Here is a 25,926-nt window from a genome sequence, read left to right as displayed (position 1 = left end):
CTGCCCGGCCCGTTGTTTCGGGTCGGGAGGCACAGTCGGCCGCGGCGGCAACCTGCCGCAGCCGGCGTTGAACAGAGACGACCACAGGGTCGTCCCCGAAAATCCCATCTAGCTACGAGCGGGGAAGATTTCCGTGGCACAGGACGTGCTCACCGACCTGAACAAGGTCCGCAACATCGGCATTATGGCCCACATCGATGCGGGCAAGACGACCACAACTGAACGCATCCTCTTCTACACCGGCATCACCTACAAGATCGGTGAAGTCCACGATGGCGCAGCCACCATGGACTGGATGGAGCAGGAGCAGGAGCGTGGTATCACCATCACCTCCGCGGCTACCACGTGCTTCTGGAAAGACAACCAGATCAACATCATCGACACCCCCGGGCACGTCGACTTCACCGTCGAGGTGGAGCGGTCGCTGCGCGTGCTCGACGGCGCCGTTGCGGTGTTCGACGGCAAGGAAGGCGTCGAGCCGCAGTCCGAGCAGGTGTGGCGTCAGGCCGATAAGTACGACGTGCCGCGTATCTGCTTCGTCAACAAGATGGACAAGCTCGGCGCGGACTTCTACTTCACCGTGCAGACCATCAAGGATCGCCTCGGCGCCAAGCCGTTGGTCATCCAGCTGCCGATCGGCGCCGAGAACGACTTCGAGGGCATCGTCGACCTGGTCGAGATGAACGCGAAGGTCTGGAAGGGCGAGACCAAGCTCGGCGAAGAGTACGAGGTCGTCGAGATCCCGGCCGACCTGGCCGACCAGGCGGAGATCTACCGCCAGGAGCTGCTCGAGACGGTCGCGGAGTCCGACGAGGCGCTGCTCGAGAAGCACTTCAGCGGCGAAGAGCTCACGATCGATGAGATCAAGGCCGCGATCCGCAAGATGACGGTCGCCTCCGAGCTCTACCCGGTGCTGTGTGGTTCCGCGTTCAAGAACAAGGGCGTTCAGCCCATGCTCGACGCGGTCATCGACTACCTGCCCTCGCCGCTGGACGTGGAGGCCACCACCGGCCACGTGCCCGGCAAGGAAGACGAGCTGCTGACCCGCAAGCCGAGCGTCGACGAGCCGTTCTCGGCGTTGGCGTTCAAGATCGCGGTGCACCCGTTCTTCGGTGAGCTCACCTACGTGCGCGTGTACTCGGGTCAGGTCGCCTCCGGCGCCCAGGTCGTCAACTCGACCAAGGGCAAGAAGGAGCGTCTGGGCAAGCTGTTCCAGATGCACTCCAACAAGGAGATGCCGGTCACGACCGCGTCTGCCGGTCACATCTACGCCGTGATCGGTCTGAAGGACACCACCACCGGTGACACCCTCAGCGACGCGCAGAACCAGGTCGTGCTCGAGTCCATGACCTTCCCGGACCCGGTCATCGAGGTCTCGATCGAGCCCAAGACCAAGTCCGACCAGGAGAAGCTCGGCACCGCGATCCAGAAGCTGGCCCGCGAAGACCCGACGTTCTCGGTCAAGCTCGACCAGGAGACCGGCCAGACCGTCATCGGCGGCATGGGCGAGCTCCACCTCGACATCCTCGTCGACCGCATGCGTCGCGAGTTCAAGGTCGAGGCGAACGTCGGCAAGCCGCAGGTGGCTTACCGCGAGACGATCACCAAGAAGGTCGAGAAGCTCGAGTTCACCCACAAGAAGCAGACGGGTGGCTCCGGCCAGTTCGCGAAGGTCATCATCGGCATCGAGCCGTTCGTCGGCGAAGATGGCGCGACCTACGAGTTCGAGAACAAGGTCTCCGGTGGTCGCGTTCCGCGCGAGTACATCCCTTCGGTGGACGCCGGTGCGCAGGATGCCATGCAGTACGGTGTGCTCGCGGGCTACCCGCTGGTGAACCTGAAGATGATCCTGCTCGACGGCGCATACCACGACGTCGACTCCTCGGAAATGGCGTTCAAGATCGCCGGCTCCCAGGCACTGAAGGAAGCGGCCCGCAAGGCCGGTCCGGTGATCCTTGAGCCGCTCATGGCGGTCGAGGTCATCACGCCCGAGGACTACATGGGCGAAGTGATCGGCGACCTGAACTCCCGCCGTGGCCAGATTCAGGCCATGGAGGAACGCAGTGGTGCCCGTGTCGTCAAGGCGCTGGTTCCGCTCTCGGAGATGTTCGGTTACATCGGTGACCTGCGGTCGAAGACCCAGGGCCGAGCGAACTACTCCATGGTGTTCAACTCGTACGCGGAGGTTCCGGCCAACGTGTCGAAGGAGATCATCGCCAAGGCGACCGGCGAGTAATACCGATGCTGGGGCAGGTGTAAGACTTGCCCCACATCAGCCGGGAGTCAGCACGACCCCAGTAATAACCGCACTGCTGCAACTGCACGCACCAACAAGTCCAGGAGGACACCACAGTGGCGAAGGCGAAGTTCGAGCGGACGAAGCCGCACGTCAACATCGGCACCATCGGTCACGTCGACCACGGCAAGACCACGCTGACTGCAGCGATCACCAAGGTGCTGGCTGACAAGTTCCCGGATCTGAACGCGGCGTTCGCGTTCGATCAGATCGACAAGGCGCCGGAGGAGAAGGCTCGTGGTATCACGATCAACATCTCCCACGTCGAGTACCAGACGGAGAAGCGCCACTACGCGCACGTCGACGCCCCTGGTCACGCGGACTACATCAAGAACATGATCACCGGTGCGGCGCAGATGGACGGTGCCATCCTCGTGGTCGCCGCAACCGACGGCCCGATGCCGCAGACCCGCGAGCACGTGCTGCTCGCCCGTCAGGTCGGCGTGCCCTACATCCTGGTCGCGCTGAACAAGTCGGACATGGTCGACGACGAGGAAATCCTCGAGCTCGTCGAGATGGAGGTCCGCGAACTGCTGGCCGCCCAGGAGTTCGACGAGGACGCGCCGGTCGTGCGTGTTTCCGGTCTGAAGGCGCTCGAGGGCGACCCGAAGTGGACCGAGTCGATCGTTGAGCTGATGAACGCTGTCGACGAGTCGATCCCGGACCCGGTCCGCGACACCGAGAAGCCGTTCCTCATGCCCGTCGAGGACGTGTTCACCATCACCGGTCGTGGCACCGTCGTCACCGGTCGTGTCGAGCGCGGCATCGTCAACGTGAACGAGGAAGTCGAGATCGTCGGCATCAAGCCGACCTCGACCAAGACCACGGTCACCGGTATCGAGATGTTCCGCAAGCTGCTCGACCAGGGCCAGGCCGGCGACAACGTCGGTCTGCTGGTTCGTGGCATCAAGCGCGAAGATGTCGAGCGTGGCCAGGTCATCGTGAAGCCGGGCACCACCACCCCGCACACCGAGTTCGAGGGCCAGGCCTACATCCTGTCCAAGGACGAGGGCGGCCGGCACACGCCGTTCTTCAACAACTACCGTCCCCAGTTCTACTTCCGTACGACTGACGTGACGGGCGTTGTGACCCTCCCCGAGGGCACCGAGATGGTCATGCCGGGCGACAACACCGAAATGTCGGTCGTGCTGATCCAGCCGATCGCCATGGAAGAGGGCCTGCGTTTCGCGATCCGTGAAGGTGGCCGCACCGTCGGCGCCGGTCGCGTCACGAAGATCATCAAGTGATTTCCTGAATCACTGACCTGAACGGCGTCGCTCCGAAAGGAGCGGCGCCGTTTGGCGTTTCGGGGATAACCGCTGAGAAAAGCTGGGCACCACCTCGAACATCCAAGGTAGTGTGGATGTCATGAGTGCAGCCTATGACGTAGTTCCGTTCAGCGACCTGCTACATCGGCCTGCCGTCACCGCCGGGCTCCTCGATCAAGTGCGTGCCGTCCGTCTGCGTCGCCGGGATGCGGGCGATCTCGCATTGATGCGGATCGAGCAGCTGGATGCCGAAGGCGCGGTGGTCGATTTCACCGCGCGTCTCCTTGCCGGACTGGTCCGTCGTATCGGTTCGGATGCCGTGCGCGATGTGCTGCCCGATGCCGTTCCCTGGGTCACGTTCCTCCCTGCGGCAGACGTCGACAAGTTTCTGACCGAGCTCGTCGCAGTGGCACAAGGTGCGGCCGCATTGGAGAATCTGGCTCCGCTGGCGGGCTTGCTCACCCAGTGGCGGCACACCGCAGAGGTATACGCCGACCCGGTATTGCTGGCACTGGTCACGAATGAGCCGGAGGGCGATTTCGGGCCTGCCCCGATGCCCGATCCCACCGAGCACGACCGGTGAGCCCGAAGCGCGGCGACCGTGCCGCGCCTCCCGCGGTCGTCGGCGAATTCGAAATCAGATTGGCCACCAGCGAATCCTGTGTCGGATGGGAGCAATTAGCAGCTCAGGCGCCGACCAATCTGCGTCGCGCGGTCGAGGCGATCAGAGCCGATCCGAGAGCGCGGACGAATCCCGACCGGCAACATCGGCTCAAGGGCTCCCTCAGCTCGGCTACCTGGAAGGGAATCGTGCTCAAGCGCTGGCAATACGAGGTCACCGGCAGCGGCCGAATCTGGTACCTCATCGACGACGATCAGCGCACGGCCTGGATCGTCTATGCGGGCACAGGACATCCGAAAGCCGCTGACTGATCAGGTAACTCCATAACGCGGGGCCGCTGGGTCACCGCGTTGTTCATCGATGAGGTCGCTCACCGTGCCGTGTGCTCGGACCGGTTCGGGTGCGGGTTGCTTCGGCCTTCGCGCAGGTTCAACTCGCCCCTCTTTTCGGAGCTGCTCCAACGTTGTCACGAGGCTAGTTCTCCTTGCCGGGTTTGATGTAGTCGACGTGCAGCAGGAGGTAGGCGGGTTTGGTGCAGGCGTCTGCGGCGAAGGGTTGGGTGACCGGGGGCGATTGGTTTGGGGCGTGGATCAGTAGGGATTGGGCTGGGGTGCGGTCGCAGTCGTAGTTGCCTGCTTGGGAGTAGTGCAGGGTGGCGTGGGCTGCTTCGGTCGGGGCGAGGGCGACCGGTTGGGGGGTGGCGGAGCCGGTGGCGGGTTCGGCTTCCGGGCCGAGTGGGGTCGGTGGGGAACCGGCGGCGAGGGAGACGCCTGGGTAGCCGGACAGCGAGCAGGGGGTGGGGCCGGTGTTCGTGAAGACGATGGGTACGTAGATGGAGCCTGCCGCGCCATCGCGTCGGCCTAGGGACACGGTGAGATTGGCAGGGGCGCAGGCCGGTACGTCAGTGGGCGCGGTAGTGCCCGGTGTTGTCGGCTTGCTCGGGACCGGCGAGGTCTGCTGGCTGGGCGTTGCCGCGGGTGCGGTGGTGGCCGCTGGTTCCGGCGTAGAACCGCCGCATGCGGCCAGTGGCAGTGTCGCAGCGAGGATGACCAGTGCTGTGCCGCGCATGCGGCAACACTAGCCCCGTCCGGCGTGGTTCTCGATGGAATGCCTTGCCGCCGAGGCGTGTCCGTTGGATTCGGCGGAGCGTCGCTCAGCAGCTGAAGGCTCGGCCGATCGACGGCTCCCGCTTCGATTCCGGGACTTCCGCGAGGCAGCCGAAGGGGACGATGCCGTCGTCACTCATCTGCACGCCGGTCCTGGTGGATGGGTTGACGCAGGTCAGGCCGCTGGTCGCGATGCGGCAGACGTAGTTGCCGAAGGTCAGCTTGCTGTCGTACGGCAGCGTCTGCCCGTCGCCGTGAATGAAAAGGCCTGGGTCGCCACGGAATTGGCCGACCGACAGGTGCTGGCCCGAGTAGTCGACGTAGCCGCCGTCCCAGTTTCCGAAGCCGTCGCCGGGTTTCGGGATCGGGTTCTTCAGTTTGACGACGCAGACGAGGCCGTCGATCTGGTACTCGGTTCCGGTGATGCAGCTGATCTTTCCGGAGGGGCTGACGAAGGCGACATCGCTTTTCAAGTCGGCGGCGGCCCCGGAGCCGGTGCTCGCGGAATGGTAATGGCTCGCATCGACCGCGTTGCCCGCCTGCGCCCAACTGATCCGGTCCTTCAGCTGACTCTCCGGACTCTGCGGGGTCGAGGAGGCAGGCGTCGAGATCGACGTCACCGGCGGTTGGTCCGGGGAGGGCTGTGGCCGACCCGAGGTGGATTGGGAGCAGGCGCTCAGCGCCAGGATTAAGGCAGCGAGTGCCGCGATTCGCATGGTCACAACACTAGTCGTTGTGTCGCAACGTAATCCGGTGGTGGTTCGGTCGCGAGGTGATTCCATGACCTCCGAGGTTATCGCGCAGCGGCGGACCACTCCGTTAGCGTCGGAAACGAGAACACGACCAGACGATTCGGAGAACACATGAGTAAGTCCAGCCTCGCCGCCGAACTCGACGTGACCTCAGGGGCGCTGCGGCACGGGATGCCGTACCTGGCGATGGGTGCCGGACGGCCGCTGGTGTTCCTGCGCTGGTTCACCCCGGACCACGCGAATCCGCGCGGGTGGATGCGGGAGTCCGAGATCAAGATGCTGGCACCGCTGGCCCGGCACTTCCGCGTCTACGCCGTAGGCCGGGCGCCGGGGATGGCCGAGGGCACCACGATGGCCGACATCGCCACCGAGCACGCGGACGCGCTGTCAGCCGAGTTCGGTGCACCGGTGGACGTGCTCGGCGTCTCGTCGGGCGGATCGATAGCACTGCAACTCGCGGCCGACTATCCGTCCGCCGTCCGCCGCTTGGTCATCGCCTCCTCCGGCTACCGACTCGATCCCCTCGCCAAGGAAAGCCAGATCCGCTACGGCGAAGCGGCGTTCGAGGGTCGCCGCGCCTTGCACCTCATGGCCTCGACCACCATCTCGTCGCCAGTGCTGGCCCGTGTCGCCGGTGCCGCCATGTGGTTGATCGACCCACTCGCCCGCCCGAAGAACCCCGCGGACACCCTCGCCTTCCTCCGTGCCGAAGACGCCTTCGACCTGTCCGACCGCCTCGGCCAGATCACCGCCCCGACCCTCGTCATCGGCGGCGAACGCGACGCGGGCTACAGCACCGAGAACTTCCGCTACACCGCCGACAACATCCCCAACTCCCGCCTGCTCATCTACCCCGGCACCAGCCACATGGGCGTCCCGAAGCACGCCCGCTTCGCCCCCGACGTCACCGAATTCCTCACCGCAGCCACCCCCCTCACCCGCTAACCGTTCGCGCTCGGCGGGCACACCCGCACTTCGCACACCCGCTTTGCCTTTCACACACGCTTCGAACCGGTACCAGCTGTGTGAAGGGCAAACCAGCTGTGCGAAGTTCAGATTGGCGGCGTCGGTGTCCAGCATCCGCGGCGGCTGGCCTGCGTCGCGACCTCGGCGGCGGAGCGGATGCGTCGGATCAGCTGGGCGGGGTTGTCCAGGTCGTCCCAGGTCCAGCGGACGACCATCCAGCCCAGCGCGCGTAACCTGTCTTCGCGGATCTTTTCCGCGATCACCACCTGCTCTGGTGTGCGCGCACGTCGTAACTCGCTCTGGTACTTGACCTTCCCGTCGAATTCACCCACCACCCCGAGTTCGGCGAACAGGAAGTCGACTCGGCCAACGCAGACTCCGTCATCGGTGAAGACGCGGGCCTGCAGCTCGGCTCCGGGCAACCCACCGCGATGAATGGCTATCCGGCTGCGGGACTCGCCAACGCTTTCGCTGCGACCATCCGCGAAGGAGACAACCTGAGCCGCCTTCCGGCATCCTGGTCGATACCGCGCCCTCAGCAGGTGCGCACGCAATTCGGCGGCTGTGGTCAGCCCTTGGCGTAGGAAGGCATCGGCGACAGCGACGGATTGCTCGAAGCCCTCCGTGCGCGCGATATCGATGACCGTCCGAGCCGGGGTGGTCACCCGAATACCGTTCACGATGGTGATCTCATCCGGTTCCATACGCGACGAGTGGACGACGAGCTGCTTACTCTTGCGTCCGCCGTTGATCCTGTCGCGCGTCATGTGCACACGGTCGAGCGGCAGAGCCCACGCCGGGCCGCCATGGATCACCACCGCCGAGCAATGGCTCGCCACCGCCGCGTCGGACATTGCCTCGCTTGTCGCGAGGGCCAGCAGCAGATGGCGACCCGCCGGAGTGAGCCCCGGTTGTGGCGCTCGCAAATAGCGCCCCGTCCGCACCCGTTGCCATGTACCGGCATGGCACAACCTGCGCAGATCCGTATCGGACATGCCGCAGGCCAAGGCCTGCTGGCGCGAAATCAGTTGCGGTCCTTCCATCCCCCGATCGTCGCCGACCTCCGAACACACCAACACCCCTCGCGCACCGATTGTGGACAACACGCACCCTGTGGATAACTCTCCGCCCGCCTTCGCACACCGAGGCCGCCCTTCACACACGGCTCAATCACCCAATAACTATGCGAAGGACCAACGTGCTGTGCGAAGTGTCAGCCGAGCTGGGTCATTCCCGCGGCGACCACCTGGGCGACGTTGAGGAGGTCGTCGGCGGTGGGTATGGGCACGCCGTCCAGGGCGTGCAGCCGGTCGGTGCTCGCGATGGCGAACATGGCGGAGACCCAGGCGGCGGCGCAGGCGCGCAGGGTGCCGGGGCGGACCGGCACTGTTGCGCTCGCCTGCAGTACGCGCGCGGTGACATCCAGCAATTGATCACGCAGCTGGCGTAATTGGCGACGTACGTCGGGATGGGTGTCGGCCTCGCGCCACATGATCACCCGCAGTACCGAGGAGTGGTGGTCGCGCAGGTTGAGCGCGGCATCGAGGGCGACCAGGCTGGCGGCCGGATCGCCGGGGGCGACCACGGTGTCGATGTCGTCGATCGGATGTGCGGGCACCCGTTCGTCCATCAGCGCCGACAGGATCGAATCCTTGGTCGGGAAGTAATAGAAGACAAGCCCTTTCGGCACCTCGGCCGCGCCTGCGATGGCGGCCGTCGCGGTGGCGTCGAATCCCTGTGCCGCGAAAAGTTTTTCGGCGGCGTCCAGGATGAGTTGCCGGGCGTCGCCGTCCACCTTCGCGCTACGCCGACGCCCGGCCCTCGGTTCCTTCCCCGGTCGCTGGGCTGCTGCCCGGCGACCGGGTTTCGGCATCTGCATCAGTGGTGTGTCGCCGCGCCGTGCAGACGTCCCGACACCGTCGGCAGCGCCGCTACCGCGACCACCGCCGTCACTACCCCGACTACCCATGCGGTCCAGGATGCGCCGCGGTAATCGGTGAAGTCCATCGCCCAGGGGGAAATGAACAGCAATACGCCGAACAGACCCATCGCGTAATCGGCGTTCGCGCCGAGTGCGGGCCGGTACATCTGCGCGAGGCCGGTGAGCGCGATGAGCACGCCGAGCACGACCAGTGACCACATCGCCTTGTCGGTGGTCTCCAACCACAGGGGTGACAGCGCGGCGAAGACTCCGAGCACTACTGCCAGGAAGTCCTGTGCGCGACTTTCGGTGAACATGGTGTGCCTCCTATGGGCTCAGGAATGTGTCCTGTCTTCGGTATAGACCTGATTGACCGCCCGATCAATATCGGAACGGCTACGATTGCACGGCGAATATCGAGTGATCGGGCTCACTCGGGCACCGAACCAAGCGGACGTTAGGGTGAGCTGCGTGGCACCTTCAGCAACAGATTCCGCGCCGATCGTGATCGTCGGCGCCGGGCTCGCCGGTCTGCGCACCGCCGAGGAACTGCGCCGCGCCGGCTACGAGGGCGCGCTGATTCTGCTCGGCGACGAGCCCCGGTTGCCGTACGACCGGCCGCCGCTGTCCAAGCAGTTCGTGCGCGGCGAAACCGACGACACCACCTTGCGTCCCGCCGAGTTCTTCGACGAGAAGCAGATCGACCTGCGGCTCGACACCGCGGCGACCGGCGTCGACACCGCGGCACACCGGCTACTCCTCGCCGACGACTCGACCCTCGACTACGACCAGCTGATCATCGCGACGGGCCTGCGCCCGCGCCGATTGCCCGGCCTGCCCGACCTGAAGGGCGTGCACGTGCTGCGCGGCCACGCCGACGCCTCCGCGCTACGCGCCGAATTGGCCGAGGCCACAACGGCACTCGTGGTCGGCGCCGGCTTCATCGGCTGCGAGCTCGCGGCCAGCTTCCGTACCCGCGGCGTTGCGGTGGTGCTGGTCGAGCCCCAGCCGACCCCGCTCGCCTCGGTCCTCGGCGAACAGGTCGGCGCATTGGTCGCCAGACTGCACCGCGATGAAGGCGTCGACCTGCGCTGCGGCATCGGCCTGGACACCCTGCTGGCCGATGGCGACCGGGTGCGCGGCGCCCTCCTCGCCGACGGCTCCGAGGTCGCCGCCGACCTGGTGGTGATCGGCATCGGCTCACGCCCCGTCACTGAATGGCTCACCGACTCCGGCATCACCCTCGCCGACCCGGCGGCAGGCGGCGGGGTAGTGGCCGACGAGGTGGGTCGCACGTCCGCCGAACGGGTCTGGGCGGTCGGCGACGTCGCCGCCTGGCTGCACCAGACCGGCCACCGCAAGCGCGTCGAACACTGGACCAACGCGGGCGAACAGGCCCGCCTGGTGGCCTGTGCCCTGCTCGGCGCCGCCCCGCCGACCGCGGCCAGGGTCCCGTACTTCTGGAGCGACCAGTACGACGTGAAGATCCAGGCCCTCGGCACGCCGAGCGCCACCGACGAGGTGCACCTCGTCGTCGACGACGGCCGCAAGTTCCTCGCCTACTACGCGCAGGACGGCAAGCTCACCGGCGTCGTCGGCGCGGGCATGACGGCCGGGGTGATGAAGACCAGGGCCAAGATCGCCGCGGGCGCTCCGGTGTCGGAACTGCTTACCCCCAGCTGAGTTCGTCCTTCGCCGTGGCCGGATCACGCCTGGTCGGCCCGCGGTGCGGCGTCGCGCGGCGGGCCGCCTTGGCCGGTCCGGCCGCTGCCGCGCATATCGCGTCGGGGCACTGTAATACGGTTGTCCCTGTGATCGTCGCGCTCATCGATTCGGGTCTCGGGCTGCTGCCCACATCCGCTTGGCTGCGCAAGCTGCGGCCGGACGTGGATCTGCTGCTGCAATTGGACCCCGACGGCGCACCGTGGGGACCGAAGCCGGACCGGTGGACGATCAACCGCGTGGTCGAAACCGCCCGCACCTCGATCGAGTTGGGTGCGGAGGTGATCGTGATTCCGTGCAACACCGCCAGCGTCACCGCGCTGGAACATGTGCGCGTGGAGGTCGGCCCTGATGTGCCGGTCATCGGCACCGTCCCGGCGATCAAACCCGCGGCCGCCGTCTGCCGCTCGGTGGCGGTCTGGGCGACCGCCGCAACCACCGCCAGCCGATACCAGGCGGATCTGATCGCCAAGTTCGGCGGCGACGCGGACGTGGTCGGCGTCGCCTGCCACGGTCTCGCGGACTCGATCGATCGAGGCGACCTGGTCGCGGCCCGCGAATCCATCGCACGCGCCGTGGAACAGACCCCCGACGACGTCGAAGGCGTGGTCCTCGGCTGTACCCACTACCCCCTGGTGATCGACTCCATCGTCGCCGCCCTGCCCGACGGTGTCCGCCTCTTCGACAGCGCGCAAGCCGTTGCCGCACAAACCATTCGGCGCATGGACGCGCTCGGCCGACCCACCCCGGGCAACGGTGAGGTGATCGTGCGCAACAGCGGACGACCGGGCGCGCTGCCCGCCAGCGCCGCCAGCTTCGAATCCGGCCGAATCCTCGGCGCCCAGGAGTGAAGTCCCGCGTCCGAAGGGAATTCGTGCGATGACCGAGCTCACGCCCACCGCCACGAACGTCCAGGCCGCCCTGCGCGCGGTCGCGAGTCCCGCGGACGCGATCCATCTGCAACGGTTCTTCAAGACCGGGCCGGGGGAGTACGGCGAGGGCGACGTCTTCATCGGCGTGCGCGTGCCTGCCACCCGCGGCATCGCGAAAGGCTTTGCGGCACTGCCGCTCGACGAAATCGACGCGCTGCTGGACAGTGCCGTGCACGAGGACCGACTGGCCGGGCTGGTCATCCTCAATGCCAGGTTCGCCAAGGCGTCCAAGCCGAACACCTTCGATGACGCGGCCCGCGCGGAAATGGTGGATCGCTATCTGGCCGCCGTGCGCCGTGGCCGGGTGAACAACTGGGACCTGGTCGATGTGTCCGCCGAAAACATCATCGGCCCATGGCTATTGGACAAACCCCGCGACCTGCTGTTCGAGCTGGCCCGAGCGGATTCGCTGTGGGAGCGCCGCGTTGCGCTGCTGTCCACCTTCGCGTTCATCAAATCCGGTGACGCCACAACCACTTTCGAGCTGTCCGAGCTGCTGCTCGACGACCGCCGCGACCTCATCCAGAAGGCCCTCGGCTGGATGCTGCGCGAGGTCGGCAAACGCGTCGATCAGCGACTGCTGACCGGCTTCCTCGACAAGCACGCGGCCGACCTGGGCCGCACCGCCCTGAGCTACGCCACCGAACACCTCGCCCCCGAACTCCGCGCCTACTACCGCGCGCAGTAACGCACCCCGCGCACGAACTCTCTTCTCGCGCACGATTCGTTCAGCAATTCCGTGCGCGGCAGGCGAACCGGTGCGCGCGAGCGGCAATCAGAACTGGATCTTGAGGTGATCCGTCACCGGATGTGCCTGGCAGCCGAGGATATAACCGTTCTCGATGTCCTCCGGGTCGAGGATCTCGGCATTGTCCATCTCGACCTTGCCCTCGAGCACCGTGCACGCGCACGAACCGCACTCGCCCTCCTGGCAGGAGTACGGCACGTCGAGACCCTTGGCCAGCATGATGTCCACCAGCGTCTGCTTGCGCGGCCACTTCAGCTCGTGCACCTCGCCGTCGAGTTCGACCTCGACCGTCGCCGCCCCGGCCGCCTCCTCGTCGGACACCGCGACCGGCGCCTGATCCGCGAACGGGTCTCCGGCAAGGGAATTGAACACCTCGGCGTGCGTGCGTGAGCGCGGCACGCCGAGCTGACCGAGCGCGTCGTGCACCCGATCCATGAACGGCTTGGGCCCGCACATGAACGCTTCGTAGGCCTGATATGGGGCCACCAGGGTGGCCAGCGCGTCGGCGGTCGGCAGTCCCTGCAGGTATTCGAGCCAGTGGATCACGGTCAGCCGCTGCGGATGCTTGTCCGCGAGCTCGCGCAGCTCTGCGGCGAAGATCACCGATTCGTGGTCACGATTGGCGTACACCAACACGATTCGGCCGTTGCCGCGCGCCAGCGCCGACTTCAGGATCGACATCACCGGCGTGATACCGCTGCCCGCGCCGAACAGCAGCAGATCCGCGTCCAGATCCTTGGGCGTGAAAACGCCTGAGGGCGGCAGTACTTCGAGCGAGTCGCCCGCTTTCAGGTTGTCGCACAACCAGTTCGAGCCGTAGCCTTCCGCTGTCCGCTTGACGGTGACCTTCGGCTGACCGTCGGTGAACGGCGAGCTGGCCAGCGAATAGCAGCGCGCCACCGAGCCGGTCCGCTCGCTGGGGATGCGTAACGTGAGAAACTGGCCCGGCTGGTAGCGGAAGCGCTCGGTCAACTCGTCGGGGACGTCGAAGACCAGCGAGCAGGTATCGGTCGTTTCGGTGATGACCGCGGCTACCCGCAGTACCACTGAACGCGAGCCGTGTGGAACCTCGACTGTGGGCCCACCCGCCACCCGACCGCCGCCCCTCATCGGATCGCTACGCGATGCTTCCATTTCGTCCTCTCGAACCAGGCACGGGCGCTGCACCGCGCCAAAACTAGAACGTGTTGCAGTTTTTATCGTACGTCGGACTCCGGCTGCCGGACAAGCTGAGCTTCCAGACCGGAGATCAGCACCTCCATGCCGAAGTCGTAGGCGTACTTGCCGCGCAGGTCCGCCATGTATTTGGTGGCGCGCTCGACCGTGTCGGGCAGTGCGACGTCCGAGAGTGGCGCGCGATCGCGCGGGTTCACCCGGCTGCGGCCGAACAGGTAGGTGTGGATCGTCGCGTACGCGGCGAGCACGTTGCGGTCGGTGAAGCCCGCCTCGAACAGGATCTCCATGATGGCCGCGATCAGGTCGAGCTGCTTGCCGAGCATCTGCTCGATCAGTACGTCGCCGAGGCCGGGGTGCTTGCGCAGCTTGTCGTCGATCTGGTCGATCAGGTCGCGCAGCCTGCGCTGCCACGGGCCGGATTCCAGTGGTGGCGTGCGCACTCCGGTCAGCGCGGCGGTGGCGACCAGGTCGAGCAGCTCGCGCTTGTCTGCGACGTAGTAGTACGGCGCCATCGGCGAGACGCCGAGTTCGCGGGAGAGTCGTCGCATCGACAACTTCTCTACCCCGTCTTCGCGGACCACCCGCAGCGCGGCCTCGACGATCTCGGACTCCGACAGGGTATTGCCGCCTCCGCTCGCCTGCATTCGTCCGACTCCCATGCCACCTCTACCACCGCGGGCGCGTGTCGCCCGTCACGTCCTGTTCAGCTGCTTTCCATCCGAAGTCTAGAGGGCGCAGTTGTCGCCGGTTCGGTCTGCGTACGACTGGGCGGAACCATCGACCAGGGATATTCGATCCGGCCGAGCATCAGGAGGGCCGTCTTTGTGGGCCTTGAGCAAGTATTCGCGGAGGAACAGGTTCCATTTTGTCAGCGAATGACGTTATCGTGTGATCGCGGCCACCATCGGGGTGGCCGTGGCCACGGATCGCTCGCTCGGAGGTAGAGATGCCGGATTACGGATCCAACGGACACACCGACACCGACCACTCGGGACCGGTCGGCACAGTCGAGGCGCACGACGACGCCGCACCGCTGATCGAGGAGACCCTCATCGAAGAGGTGTCCATCGACGGCATGTGCGGCGTTTACTGACAGGCGGTGGAGACCATGCTCGATCTCGATACCCGATGGCAGCTACATCCGCGGGTGGCCCTGCGGCCGGAACCGTTCGGTGCGCTGCTCTACCACTTCGGCACCCGCAAGCTCTCCTTCCTGAAGAGTCCGCGGATCGTCGAGATCGTGCGGTCGCTGCCGGAGCACACCTCGGCCCGCACGGCCATGCGGGCGGCGGGCATTACCGACGCGAATGCCGCGCAGTACGTGAAAGCGCTGACACAGCTGGTCGATTCCGACATGATCGTCGGTGCGCCGGCCGATGCTCCGCTGGCGCCCGCCGCCGTACGTGCGGCTCCGGCGGCGTCGGCGACGGGGGTGGTCCCGTCGTCCGACGCGGCGGTGCGCCTGGTCGATCGCTTCGAAACCGGCTTGGCCGCACCGATTTGCCTCACCTGGGAACTCACCTACGCCTGCAACCTGTCCTGTGTGCACTGCCTGTCCTCGTCCGGTCGCCGCGATCCGCGGGAGCTGAGCACCGAACAGTGCAAGGCGCTGATCGACGAGTTCGAGCGCATGCAGATCTTCTACGTGAACATCGGCGGCGGCGAACCGACGGTGCGCCCGGACTTCTGGGAGCTGGTCGATTACGCGACCGAACATCACGTCGGAGTGAAGTTCTCCACCAACGGAGTTCGGATCACACCGGAGGTCGCCGCACGGCTGGCCGCGAGTGACTATGTCGACGTACAGATTTCGCTGGACGGCGCCGACGCCGCGGTGAACGACGCGGTGCGCGGCCCCGGCTCCTACGACATGGCCATCCGCGCACTGGAAAACCTTGCGGCAGCGGGCTTCCGCGACGCAAAGGTGTCCGTCGTGGCGACCAGGCACAACATCGGTCAGCTCGACGAGTTCCGGGCGATCGCCGAAAAGTACGGCGCCACCTTGCGATTGACCAGGCTGCGCCCGTCCGGGCGCGGCGCGGACGTGTGGGACGACCTGCATCCGACCCAGGATCAGCAGCGGGTGCTCTACGACTGGCTGGTGCGCAACGGCGACGGCGTGCTCACCGGTGACTCGTTCTTCCACCTGTCCGCGTTCGGTCAGGCGCTGCCCGGTTTGAACATGTGCGGCGCTGGCCGGGTGGTCTGTCTGGTCGATCCACTCGGCGACGTGTATGCCTGCCCGTTCGCCATCCATGATCGGTTCCGTGCCGGAAATGTGGTGTCGGACGGTGGTTTTCGCACGGTGTGGCACGAGTCGGAGCTGTTCGCCGAACTGCGTGAGCCGAGCGGCGGAGGCGCGTGCGCGTCGTGCAGTCACTACGACTCGTGCCGCGGCGGGTGTATGGCGGCCAAGTTCTTCACCGGCCTGCCCGCGGACGGACCGGACCCGGAATGCGTCCAGGGTTACGGCGAGGCCGCGCTGGCCGACACCGCGCGGTTGATCCCGCGCTCGTCGGTCGATCACTCCCGGCGGGTGACGCCGCGGACGAGTGCGCGCAAACCCGCGCCGGTGCCACTGACGCTGTCCGTGACGCGCCCGAGCGTATTTCCCCCTGTTCGTCCCCCGGCACGGGCCTGCGACGAGAACCCGCTCGCCTGATGTCATGGGAGTAACCAGTCGGATGCTGATTGCCGCGCGGCGGCCACCTCCCGGTTCCGACCGGCCGGTTGCCGCCGCGTTGCCGGATGCTGGATTCGAGCAAATCTCGGCGCTTCATCGTCTGCCGCAACACGTGTCAGTGGGTCGCGCGGCACGGTTTCGTGCGGAATTCTGTCCTTTTAACCGAGCTGATGATGCTTGTGCGCGAATCTCCGCCTAGCATGCCAGGAATGCGCCATGATCGCCTGCCCGACGGATTCGGGGTGCGGATTGATCCACGGGTACGCGCATACTCCGGAGGGCGGGTGCTGATCGGCGGTTCGCCCGCCCGGTTGCTGCGACTTGCCCCGGAGGCCGCCGAGATGATCGGCGACGGGTACCTCGAGGTGACCGGCCCGAAGTCCGCGACCGTTGCCAGACGGCTGCTCGACTCCGGAGTTGCCAACCCGCGTCCCCGGCTGCTGCCGTCTCCCGAGGACGTCACCGTCATTGTGCCGCTGCACAACAACGCCGACGGGCTCGCCCGGTTGCTCGCGGCACTGCGCGGGCACAACGTCATCGTGGTCGACGACGGCTCGGACCAACCGGTGCAGATCCCGCGCGACCGGGGCACCCGCTGCCGGGTGACGGTGCTGCGGCACGACGAGAAGCAGGGCCCCGCCGCCGCGCGCAACGCCGGATTGAAGGCCGCGACAACCGACTTCGTCGCGTTTCTTGATTCCGACGTGGTACCGCGCAGCGGCTGGCTCGAGGTGATGCTCGGACACTTCAGCGATCCGGAGGTGGCGCTGGTTGCCCCGAGGATCGTCGCGCTGGACCCGGAGTCCAATGCCCTCGCCCGCTATGAGCACACCCGCTCCTCGTTGGACCTGGGCAGGCGCGAGGCCGCCGTGCAGTCGCACGGGCTGGTCTCGTATGTGCCGAGCGCCGCGCTGCTGGTGCGCCGCCGGGCCCTGCTGGCACAGGACGGCTTCGACGAGTCGATGCTGGTCGCCGAGGATGTCGATCTGTGCTGGCGGCTCGAGCAGGCGGGCTGGCGGTTGCGCTACGAGCCCGCCGCCCATGTCGCGCACGATCACCGCGTCTCCTTCCGCTCCTGGTTCGGCCGAAAGATGTTCTACGGCACGGGCGCAGCGCCGCTCGGCGAGCGTCATCCCGGGATGGTCTCGCCGCTGTCGCTGCCCTCCTGGACCATGCTGGCCGCGTTCCTGTTCGCCACGCTGTCGAAGTGGGGACTGATCGGCGGGGTGATCACCTTGGTCACCGCGCTGGTCCGACTACGCCGGGTCTTCGCCGAGCTGGACAACCCGACGCGGATCGCCGCCATCTACCTGTCGCGCGGTTTCTTCGCCGGTCTGTGGCGGCTGGCCTCGGCGATGTGCAGGCATTACTGGCCGGTGACGTTGCTGGCGATGCTTGCGTCGCGGCGTATTCGGCGTATCGCGATCACCATGGCGGTCGCGGACGGGCTGGCCGACTGGTTCACCCATCGTGATGCCGGTGGCCTCGATCCGGTGCGCTACGTGGCATACAAGCGGCTCGACGACATCGCCTACGGCACCGGCCTCTGGGTCGGCGCCTTCCGCGCCCGCAGCCCGGAATCGTTGAAACCCACTGCGCCGTCACACTGATCGGCGCGGTCACACTGATCGGACAGGTTCGGATGACCGACACGCTCATCGTCGGGGGCGGTACCGCGGGCTGCGTGCTCGCGGCGCGGCTGAGTGAGAATCCGGACCACACCGTGCGACTGCTGGAAGCCGGACCGAGGTGGCTCGCACCGGATGGATTTCCGGCGGAGCTGCTCGACGCGACCCGCCTGCCGGTCGGCGCGGACGCGCTATGGCTGTGGCGCTATCCGGTCACCCTCGCCGACGATGGTGTCGCGATCACGGGAAACATCGTGCGCGGCAAGGTGATCGGCGGGTCCGGCGCGGTCAACGGCAGTTACTTCGCGCGGGCCACCGCCGCCGACTTCGCGGCATGGAGCCGCGAGCTGGGTTCGTCGAAGACATGGTCGTTCGATTCGGTGCTGCCCGCGTACTGCCGTTCGGAGCGTGACGTCGACTTCGGCGATCGTCCATGGCACGGCCGATCAGGCCCTATTCCGGTGCGCCGCAGTATGAATCCGGTTCCGTTGAGCAAGCAGTTCGCCACTGCCTGTGCAGCAGTTGGCTTTCCGGCTATTCCTGATCTCAACGAAGTTTCGGGTTCTGTAGATGGCGTAGGCCCGGTGCCGTGCAATACCGAGGGTGGCAACCGGGTCAGCACGGCATCCGGATACCTGCTGCCCGTGTTGGATAGACCGAACCTCACCGTTCAAGCCGATACGTCGGTGGTGCGCATTCGTTTTCGCGGCCCTCGCGCGGTCGGTGTCGACGTACTGCACGACGACGGGACCGAAACCCTCTGGGCCGACCACATCGTGCTCAGTGCGGGCGCGATCGAATCCGCCACGCTGCTCCTGCGTTCCGGCGTAGGCAACGCCGAACATCTTCGGGCACTTGGTATCCCGGTCGTGCACTCCGCACCGGTCGGTGCCTGGTTCACCGACCACCCCGAGATCGGTCTCGACTACCAACTCGGCGCCCCCGAACGAGCAACCGTCCCAATGGAATACGTGCTCGGGCTGGACGACATCGAAATCCGGCCGTACACGGTCGCTTTCACGCCCGGTGTACAGCACCTCGGCGTCGCCCTGATGCGTCCACAATCCGCGGGCGTATTGCGGCTGCGCGCGGCCGACCCCGCGATACCGCCGATGATCGAGCACCGATATCTCTCGGCCGAGCACGATCGAACCCGACTGCGTGCGGCTGTCGAGACGGCGTCGGAGGTGCTGCAACGGATGCCCGCGCACGTGCGCACCGAACCGATGCCGGGGCCACCGAGGGCCGCCGATGCCTGGCTGCACGCGAATCTGGCTACCTCGCAACATCTGTCCGGTACCTGCCGAATGGGCCCCGCGGACGACGATCGCGCGGTGGTGGACGAGTTGTGCCGAGTGCACGGTCTGACCGGCTTGTCGGTGGTGGATCTCTCCGTCGTCCCGGTGCCGCTGAGCCGCGGCCCGCAGGCCACGACGGTGATGATCGCGGAAAACGTCGCGGACCACCTGAGGCGGTGAAGTGGAAGATGGATAGGTCACATTTGTAAGGGGTACAAACCCGGTGTGACCTGGCGGACAAACCCAGGCATCCGCCCGTGCCGCGGTATAACCGCCGGTACAGTTTGGGCAGGAAAGAAAGGCAAATGGTCAGCAACATTGCAGGTGGGCGGCCCCCACAGCACGGCGTCGAGCCCGGCACGCAACTCGGCGCGCTCGAGGCCTATGCCGCGCAGGCCCACGGATACCTTAGCGCGGGCGGCGATCAGCTCACCCAGCTTGCCGGTTTGTTGCGTCCTGCCGTGCTCGAATCCTGGCTGCGCAGTGTGCGCGGCGGCGTCGATCCGATGGACCTGCTGGACGGCCGCGGCCTGCGCGGCGCCGATCTGCTGCGCTACCGCGAGGCGCACCCGATCGCCACGCTGATGCCGCTGATCGACAAGCTCCTCGTACAGGACACCGCCAGAACGGGTTTGATCGTCGTGGTCGCCGATCAGTTCGGCCGCGTGCTGTCCGTGCACGGCAATCCGGATCAGGTCGGCGCCGCCGCCGAGATCGGCCTGCGGTCGGGCGACGATCTGAGCGAACGCCGCATCGGAACGAACGCGGTCGGTCTCGTGGTGCGCACCGGCCGGGCCGCCTGGATCCACGGCCCAGAACACTTCCTGCAGCGGATGCATCAGATCACCGGAGCCGCTGCGCCGGTGCATGATCCGGACGGCAGGCTGGTCGGCGTGCTGATGATCGCCGGTGGCGTGCGCGTCGCGCAGCCGGAGATTCTCGCACTGGTCAAGGCCACCGCGACCGCCGCGGAAATGGATCTGCTGCTGACCGCGATGCGGTCGAACCGGCACGGCTCGTCGGGTGGGCACGCGCTGGACGCACCGTCGGCGGACCGGTTGGGGCTGGACGTGCTCGGTCTCGGGCAGCCGCACCTGAGCGTCGCGGGCGACCGGGTTCCGTTGTCGCAGCGGCACGCCGAGATCCTGCTGTTGCTCACCGAACACCCGGAGGGGCTCGGCGCCGATCATCTCGCGCTGCTGCTCGACGATACGGATCTGGACAACGGCACCATCCGCGCCGCCGTGTCCCGGCTGCGGGCCGTGGTCGGCCCGACCGTATTCGGTTCGCGCCCTTACCGTTTGCGTGTCCATATCGCAACCGATGTGGAGGCGCTGCGCGCCGCGCTCGACTCCGGTGATGTCGATGCGGCATTGCGGCTCTACGCCGGACCGGTGCTGCCGCGCTCGGCCGCGCCGGGGATCATCGATATTCGGGACGAGTTGCGGGTGCGACTGCGCACCGCGGTATTGAGTTCCGGGGAATCCGGCGTGCTGCGTCGCTGGACGGCGGGCGCCGAGGGCCGCGACGACGCCGCCGCGTGGGCCGCCTACCGGTCGACAGTCGATCGTGATTCGCCCCTGTATGCGCAGATCGAGGCCAAGATTCGGGTGCTCGATCGGCGGCTCGGCGCCGATGCAACGTGGATGCAACGTTCCGGCTCATAGTCTGCACTTCCTAACGTGTGGTAGCTCACAAACGCGGCGCTTTCGAGGTCGCGCAGATACTTCTGTCCGGAGGCTTCGGCCCTGGTAGCCGCCCTGGTCAAGCGTCCAGAAGTTTTTAAGGGAAAAAGTTCCTTTTTATTAACCGAGCGCCTAGTGTTCGCAATGCACGGATCACCCCCGTGTGATGTAGCTGACATAGCCGCGACGCCCGCCGCGCGGCAGTGAAGTTGGAGGAACGAGCACGAGTTAGGCCGACGGCGGGAATCTGTCGGATCACGCGCGGTGATGCCTTCGCGTCACGCGCTTTCACCGAATCGCCTGTGGTGGTCGACGCCATGTGTCCGGGCTCGGCCCGCTGACGCAGGGGCTTATTCGCGCTGCCCAAAAACGTTCGGCCAGCTGTTTTTTCAAGCTAGGAGGCTCTGGTGCACGGTACGGAGTTGGGTGGATTCAGCGCGCCGCCGAAGGTCGCCGAATCGGCGACCCCCGAATCGTTTCCGCTCACCCCCGCACAGCTGGGCATCTGGTACGCGCAGCTGCTCGATCCGGACGTGCCGATCAATATCGCGCAGTACGTCGATGTGCGCGGCGAGCTGGATGCCGAGCTGCTGCAGCAGGTCTCGGCCGAGGCGGGCCGCGAGTACGAATCGGTGCTCGTGCGGCTCGGCGAATCCGGCGGCGTGCCTTGGCAATGCGTCGACCCGGCGCTGTCGATCGACATTCCGCTGATCGACTTGCGCACCCAGCCCGATCCCGTGGCCGCAGCGCACGAATGGATGCGCACCGACGCGAGCACACCGGTCGACCTGCTGACCGATCGCCTCTTCGCGGGTGCGGTGCTGCGGGTCTGTGAGCGCAGGTACTTCTGGTATCTGCGGGTCCATCACCTCGTGCTCGACGGCTACGGGGCGCTGACCAACATGATGCGGATCGCCGAGCGGTACACCGCGCGGCTGCGCGGTACCGAACCCGCGCCGGTGCGGCCGAGCCCGCTGGCCGCCCTGGTGGACGGCGAACTCGGCTACCGAGCCAGCGCCCGCCACACGACCGACCGCACGCACTGGGCCGAGCGGGTGGCCGGGCTGGACGGCGCGACCAGCCTCGACGGACGCACCGCACCGCGCGCGCCGAGCAATCTGATCGCCGGTCGGCCGCTGCCCGCTGCCCTCGTCGCACGCCTGAACATGCTTGCGGCCGACCAGGATTCGACGCCCGCGGTGGTGCTGCTCGCCGCCTTCGCCGGGTATCTCGCCCGGCTGACCGACCGGGACGAAGCGGTACTCAGCCTCCCGGTCACCGGGCGCACCACGGCGGCGCTGCGGCGGTCGGCGGGCATGCTGTCGAACATCGTGCCGCTGCGGCTGCCGGTCGGCGCGACCACCTGGGGTGCGCTGCTGCGGGCGACCAGGGTCGAGGTGACCGGCGCGCTGCGGCATCAGCGCTACCGCCACGAGGACATCCGGCGCGATCTCGAGCAGGACGGCCGGCCCGCGCGGCGGGCGCTGTTCGGGCCGCTGGCCAACATCATGCTGTTCCGCAACGACCTCACCCTCGGCGATACGGTCGGCTACTACCACGTGCTGTCGACCGGTCCGGTGGAAGATCTCAGCCTGAACGTCTACTACGGCGAACGCGACAGCGTGCACGTGGATTTCGAGGCGAACCCGAATCTCTACAGCGCCGACGACATCGCCAGGCACCACGCGCGTTTCCTCCGATACCTGACGCGGTTGCTCGCCACCGATGTCGGCACACCGCTGAGCGTGGTGCCGGTCGCGACCGAGCTGGAGCTCGAGGTCAGCACGCGGATCTGGAATGCCACCGCCTTCGACGTGGCCGCGGTGCTGGCGGATCGGTGCGCGGGCGTCACACCCGCGGCCACGCTGGTCGCGATGTTCGAGGCGCAGGCAGCGCGCACCCCGGACGCGGTGGCCATCCGGTACGCAGGCGCGGCGGATCTGACCTATGCCGAATTGTCCGCGCGCAGCAACCGATTGGCGCGGCACCTGATCTCGCGTGGTGTCGGACCGGAGACATCGGTCGCGGTGCACATCCGGCGCTCACCCGAGCTGGTGGTCGCGATATACGCGATCCTCGCGGCGGGCGCCGCCTATCTGCCGCTGGACCCGGACCATCCGGCCGAGCGCACCGCGCACATCCTGGACACCGCCCGCCCGGCTTGCATGCTGACCACCGAACACGACGCCGCATCTGCGGATTTCCAGACGCCGGTGCTGTACGTCGACCGACTCGACGAGACCCATTCCACGAGTCGCGTGTGGGATTGCGAGCGAACCGCCGCGCTGCGACCGGAGCACCCCGCGTATGTGATCTTCACCTCGGGCTCCACCGGGTTGCCCAAGGGAGTTCTGATCACCCACGAGGCGATCGTGAACCGGCTCGTCTGGATGCAGGCTACCTACCGGCTGAGCACCGAAGATGTTGTCTTGCAGAAGACTCCGGCCACGTTCGACGTCTCGGTGTGGGAGTTCTTCTGGCCGTTGCAGATCGGCGCGACGCTGGTGCTCGCCCACCCCGACGGACATCGCGACCCCGCCTACCTACGCGCGGTGATCGCCGAGTACCGCGTCACCACAGCACATTTCGTGCCGTCCATGCTCGAAGCGTTCCTGGCGAACCACGACTTCGCGCGCCGGACGTCGCTACATACGGTGTTCGCCTCCGGTGAGGCGCTGCCTGCCTCGCCCGCCCAGCGGCTGCGGGTGTCGACCGGCGCCAGGCTGCACAATCTGTATGGTCCGACCGAGGCGGCGGTCGACGTCACCTTTCATGAAGTGATCGACACCGATACCCTCTCGGTGCCGATCGGCGCGCCGGTGTTCAATACCCGGCTCTATGTGCTCGATTCGCGGCTGCGGCCGGTACCGGTCGGGGCGCCGGGTGAGCTGTATCTGTCGGGGGTACAGCTCGCCCGGGGTTATGTGGCGCAGCCGGGCCTGACCGCGGCGCGGTTCGTGGCCGATCCGTTCGACGGGGCGTCGGTGACCGGTGGCCGGTTGTATCGCACCGGCGATCTGGTCCGCTGGACCACCCGTGGCCAGCTCGAATACCTGGGCCGCACCGACTTCCAGGTGAAGCTGCGCGGGTTGCGTATCGAACTCGGCGAGATCGAATCAGTGCTCGGCGCAGTCGATTCGGTGGTGCGCGCCGTGGTCGTGCTGCGCGACGACGCCGGGGTCGGCGAGCAGCTCGTAGCGTATGTGGTCGAATCCGAGCCGGGGACCGTGCATTCCGCGCAGCTGCGCGCCGCCGCGGTGCGCGCCCTGCCCGGCTACATGGTGCCCGCGACGTACCTGGTGCTCGACGCGCTGCCGGTCAACGCCTCCGGCAAGCTGGACCGATCCGCGTTGCCCGCGCCCGTGCGACACCGCACGGAGTACCACGCGCCGCGAACGCCCACCGAGCAGGCGGTAGCGCGCGTGTTCGGCGAGGTGCTCGGCCGCGTGCGGGTCGGCCGGGACGACGACTTCTTCGCCCTCGGTGGCAACAGCTTGGTGGCGACCCAGGTCGCCGCCCGGCTCGGCACCGACCTCGGCTGCCTGCTCCGGGTTCGCGAGGTGTTCACCGCCACAACGGTGTTCGATCTCGCCGAACTCCTCGAGCGGGCGGGTGGATCCGGCGGCGCGCCCGTGGTCGCGCAGCTGCGGGCGCGGCTACGGCCGCCGCTGGTTCCGCTTTCGCCCGCGCAGCAGCGGATCTGGTTCCTGAACCGATTCGAGCGGGCGGGTGCGGCCTACAACATGCCGTTCGTGGTGCGGTTGCGCGGCGCGGTCGATATCGCCGCGCTGCGGCGCGCGCTCGACGATGTCGTCGGCAGGCACGAGGTGCTGCGTACGATCTTCCCCGCGCAGCTGCCCGGCGACGCCAACGGCGCCGCGGCACGGCAGGTGGTGTTGTCGGTCGCCGCAGTGAGCGGTGCGCCCGAATCGATCGGCGCGGACGAACTCGCCGCCGAGCTGGCCGAATTCGCGGCTCGCGGCTTCGATCTGGAACGCGAGATCCCGATCAGGGCACGAATCTTCGTCCTCGACGATGGCAGCTGTGCGTTGGCGCTGGTGCTGCATCACATTGCCGCCGACGGCCTTTCGCTGCGGGTGCTGGCCCGTGACGTGATGATCGCCTACGGCGCACGGCAGCTCGGTGCGGCGCCGGACTGGGCGCCGCTGCCGGTGCAGTACGCGGACTACAGCCTCTGGCAGCGGGAGCTGCTCGAATCATCCACCTATCCCGACCAGTTGGCGTTCTGGACCGAGGCGCTAGCGGGCGCACCGGAACAACTCGACCTGCCCGCCGACCGCCCACGGCCCGCGGTGAGCTCCGGGCGTGGTGCGATGTTCGGCTTCGAGCTACCCGGCTCGGTGCATGTGGGGATCGCAAACCTCGCTCGCACCCAAGGTGTTTCGACGTTCATGGTGCTACACGCCGCGCTGGCGGCGTTGCTGGCGCGGCTGTCCGGCAGCACCGACATCGTGATCGGGACCCCGGTCGCCGGGCGCGGTGACCGGGCGCTCGACGAGCTCGTCGGGATGTTCGTCAACACGCTGGTGCTGCGGACCCCGATCGATGCCGCCGCGCCCTTCTCGGCGCTGCTCGCCCGGGTCCGCGAAGTCGACCTCGCCGCCCTCGGACACGCCGAACTCCCGTTCGAGCAGCTAGTCGATGCCATCAACCCGGCACGCTCGCAAGCACGGCATCCGCTGTTCCAAGTGATGCTCGCCTTCGACAATGCCGAGGCAATCGCGTTCGAACTGCCCGACTTGTCGGTGCTGACTAGTACCCTGGACACCGGAGTGACCAAGTTCGACCTCCTGCTCGCGGTGACCGAGAGCTCCACGGTGACCGGAAGCTCGGAGGTTGCCGCAAGCTCGGCGGTCACGGAAAGCTTCGCCGGTGCCGGACTCAGGGAAGGTTCGGCACCGGCGGGGGATCCGGGCGGAATTCACCTACGCCACGGACCTATTCGACGAATCCACCATCGCCGACTATGCGCAGTGGTTCGTGCGTTTTCTACGGGCGATCATCGACGACACCGACAGCACGGTGGGCGAACTGCCGTTGCTCGACGCCGCAGGGGCACGCAAGGCCATCGAATGCGGGCGCGATACTCGGCGCGCGAGTGA

At 67.0% G+C, this 25,926-nt stretch carries 20 protein-coding genes and 1 pseudogene; 14 read left to right on the top strand and 7 right to left on the bottom strand.

Features of this window, described 5'->3' with window-relative positions:
* The first annotated feature begins 133 nt into the window (after positions 1-133).
* The 4 genes from fusA to ACQPW1_RS44515 all read left to right on the top strand — a co-directional run bounded on the left by fusA (position 134) and on the right by ACQPW1_RS44515 (position 4,497).
* Complete coding sequence (fusA, locus tag ACQPW1_RS44530; RefSeq protein WP_433659614.1) at positions 134-2,236, top strand: elongation factor G; 2,103 nt, start codon at positions 134-136, stop codon at positions 2,234-2,236.
* Positions 2,237-2,352: 116 nt separating this feature from the next.
* Positions 2,353-3,543, top strand: a complete 1,191-nt coding sequence (gene tuf, locus ACQPW1_RS44525; RefSeq protein ID WP_396971787.1) for an elongation factor Tu — start codon at positions 2,353-2,355, stop codon at positions 3,541-3,543.
* Between the two features lie 121 nt (positions 3,544-3,664).
* Positions 3,665-4,147: a hypothetical protein gene (locus ACQPW1_RS44520; RefSeq protein ID WP_433659612.1), complete on the top strand. Its 483-nt coding sequence runs from the start codon at positions 3,665-3,667 to the stop codon at positions 4,145-4,147.
* Positions 4,144-4,497, top strand: a complete 354-nt coding sequence (locus ACQPW1_RS44515) for a hypothetical protein (protein ID WP_433659610.1) — start codon at positions 4,144-4,146, stop codon at positions 4,495-4,497. The genes ACQPW1_RS44520 and ACQPW1_RS44515 overlap by 4 nt, the downstream gene beginning before the upstream one ends.
* Before the next feature lie 163 nt (positions 4,498-4,660).
* On the opposite strand, the gene ACQPW1_RS44510 is transcribed toward ACQPW1_RS44515, so the two are convergent.
* Together ACQPW1_RS44510 and ACQPW1_RS44505 are read right to left on the bottom strand one after the other, a co-directional pair.
* On the bottom strand, positions 4,661-5,254 hold the full coding sequence (locus tag ACQPW1_RS44510) for a DUF4232 domain-containing protein (protein ID WP_433659609.1): 594 nt from the start codon (positions 5,252-5,254) through the stop codon (positions 4,661-4,663).
* A gap of 85 nt (positions 5,255-5,339) precedes the next feature.
* Complete coding sequence (locus ACQPW1_RS44505) at positions 5,340-6,008, bottom strand: hypothetical protein (RefSeq protein ID WP_433659607.1); 669 nt, start codon at positions 6,006-6,008, stop codon at positions 5,340-5,342.
* Between the two features lie 147 nt (positions 6,009-6,155).
* On the opposite strand from ACQPW1_RS44505, the gene ACQPW1_RS44500 reads away from it, so the two are divergent.
* Entirely contained in the window at positions 6,156-6,989 is an 834-nt protein-coding gene (locus tag ACQPW1_RS44500; protein WP_433659605.1) for an alpha/beta fold hydrolase, read from the top strand.
* A 107-nt stretch (positions 6,990-7,096) separates the two neighbouring features.
* On the opposite strand, the gene ACQPW1_RS44495 is transcribed toward ACQPW1_RS44500, so the two are convergent.
* The 3 genes from ACQPW1_RS44495 to ACQPW1_RS44485 all read right to left on the bottom strand — a co-directional run bounded on the left by ACQPW1_RS44495 (position 7,097) and on the right by ACQPW1_RS44485 (position 9,248).
* Positions 7,097-8,053 carry a hypothetical protein gene (locus tag ACQPW1_RS44495; protein WP_433659603.1) on the bottom strand — a complete coding sequence of 319 codons (957 nt, stop codon included), beginning with the start codon at positions 8,051-8,053 and terminating at the stop codon, positions 7,097-7,099.
* Between the two features lie 170 nt (positions 8,054-8,223).
* The gene (locus ACQPW1_RS44490; RefSeq protein WP_433659602.1) at positions 8,224-8,889 is read right to left on the bottom strand and encodes a TetR/AcrR family transcriptional regulator; all 666 of its coding nucleotides are present in this window, start codon (positions 8,887-8,889) and stop codon (positions 8,224-8,226) included.
* Entirely contained in the window at positions 8,889-9,248 is a 360-nt protein-coding gene (locus ACQPW1_RS44485) for an SPW repeat domain-containing protein (RefSeq protein ID WP_364723282.1), read from the bottom strand. Before ACQPW1_RS44485 ends, ACQPW1_RS44490 begins: the two co-directional genes overlap by 1 nt.
* Positions 9,249-9,435: 187 nt before the next feature.
* Between ACQPW1_RS44485 and ACQPW1_RS44480 the strand changes: the two genes are divergently transcribed.
* The 3 genes from ACQPW1_RS44480 (at position 9,436) to ACQPW1_RS44470 (ending at position 12,273) form a co-directional block, all read left to right on the top strand.
* Positions 9,436-10,614 (top strand): NAD(P)/FAD-dependent oxidoreductase, encoded by a 1,179-nt coding sequence (locus tag ACQPW1_RS44480; RefSeq protein ID WP_433665514.1) that lies wholly within the window; start codon positions 9,436-9,438, stop codon positions 10,612-10,614.
* A gap of 128 nt (positions 10,615-10,742) precedes the next feature.
* Positions 10,743-11,504, top strand: a complete 762-nt coding sequence (locus tag ACQPW1_RS44475; protein ID WP_433659599.1) for a glutamate racemase — start codon at positions 10,743-10,745, stop codon at positions 11,502-11,504.
* Positions 11,505-11,532: 28 nt separating this feature from the next.
* A complete protein-coding gene (locus ACQPW1_RS44470) occupies positions 11,533-12,273 on the top strand; it encodes a DNA alkylation repair protein (protein ID WP_433659597.1) in 741 nt (246 codons plus the stop codon).
* An 87-nt stretch (positions 12,274-12,360) separates the two neighbouring features.
* Here ACQPW1_RS44470 and ACQPW1_RS44465 read toward each other — a convergent pair whose 3' ends face one another.
* Together ACQPW1_RS44465 and mftR2 are read right to left on the bottom strand one after the other, a co-directional pair.
* A complete protein-coding gene (locus ACQPW1_RS44465; protein ID WP_433665513.1) occupies positions 12,361-13,443 on the bottom strand; it encodes a 2Fe-2S iron-sulfur cluster-binding protein in 1,083 nt (360 codons plus the stop codon).
* Between the two features lie 86 nt (positions 13,444-13,529).
* Complete coding sequence (mftR2, locus tag ACQPW1_RS44460) at positions 13,530-14,153, bottom strand: mycofactocin system transcriptional regulator MftR2 (protein WP_433659596.1); 624 nt, start codon at positions 14,151-14,153, stop codon at positions 13,530-13,532.
* Positions 14,154-14,533: 380 nt separating this feature from the next.
* Between mftR2 and mftA the strand changes: the two are divergent.
* The 6 genes and pseudogenes from mftA to ACQPW1_RS44430 all read left to right on the top strand — a co-directional run.
* Positions 14,534-14,602, top strand: a pseudogene (mftA, locus tag ACQPW1_RS44455) (mycofactocin precursor MftA); the annotation flags it as partial.
* A 15-nt stretch (positions 14,603-14,617) separates the two neighbouring features.
* Positions 14,618-16,171 (top strand): mycofactocin radical SAM maturase, encoded by a 1,554-nt coding sequence (gene mftC / locus ACQPW1_RS44450; RefSeq protein ID WP_433659595.1) that lies wholly within the window; start codon positions 14,618-14,620, stop codon positions 16,169-16,171.
* 230 nt (positions 16,172-16,401) lie between these two features.
* Positions 16,402-17,802, top strand: a complete 1,401-nt coding sequence (gene mftF / locus ACQPW1_RS44445; protein WP_433659593.1) for a mycofactocin biosynthesis glycosyltransferase MftF — start codon at positions 16,402-16,404, stop codon at positions 17,800-17,802.
* Positions 17,803-17,834: 32 nt separating this feature from the next.
* Complete coding sequence (gene mftG, locus ACQPW1_RS44440; RefSeq protein ID WP_433659591.1) at positions 17,835-19,298, top strand: mycofactocin dehydrogenase MftG; 1,464 nt, start codon at positions 17,835-17,837, stop codon at positions 19,296-19,298.
* A gap of 125 nt (positions 19,299-19,423) precedes the next feature.
* Complete coding sequence (locus ACQPW1_RS44435) at positions 19,424-20,785, top strand: GAF domain-containing protein (RefSeq protein ID WP_433659590.1); 1,362 nt, start codon at positions 19,424-19,426, stop codon at positions 20,783-20,785.
* Positions 20,786-21,210: 425 nt separating this feature from the next.
* Positions 21,211-25,926 carry an amino acid adenylation domain-containing protein gene (locus ACQPW1_RS44430; protein WP_433659589.1) on the top strand — a complete coding sequence of 1,572 codons (4,716 nt, stop codon included), beginning with the start codon at positions 21,211-21,213 and terminating at the stop codon, positions 25,924-25,926.

This window comes from Nocardia sp. CA-128927 (assembly GCF_050955855.1).
Taxonomy (GTDB): domain Bacteria; phylum Actinomycetota; class Actinomycetes; order Mycobacteriales; family Mycobacteriaceae; genus Nocardia.
This window is presented reverse-complemented; position numbering and strand designations above follow the sequence as displayed.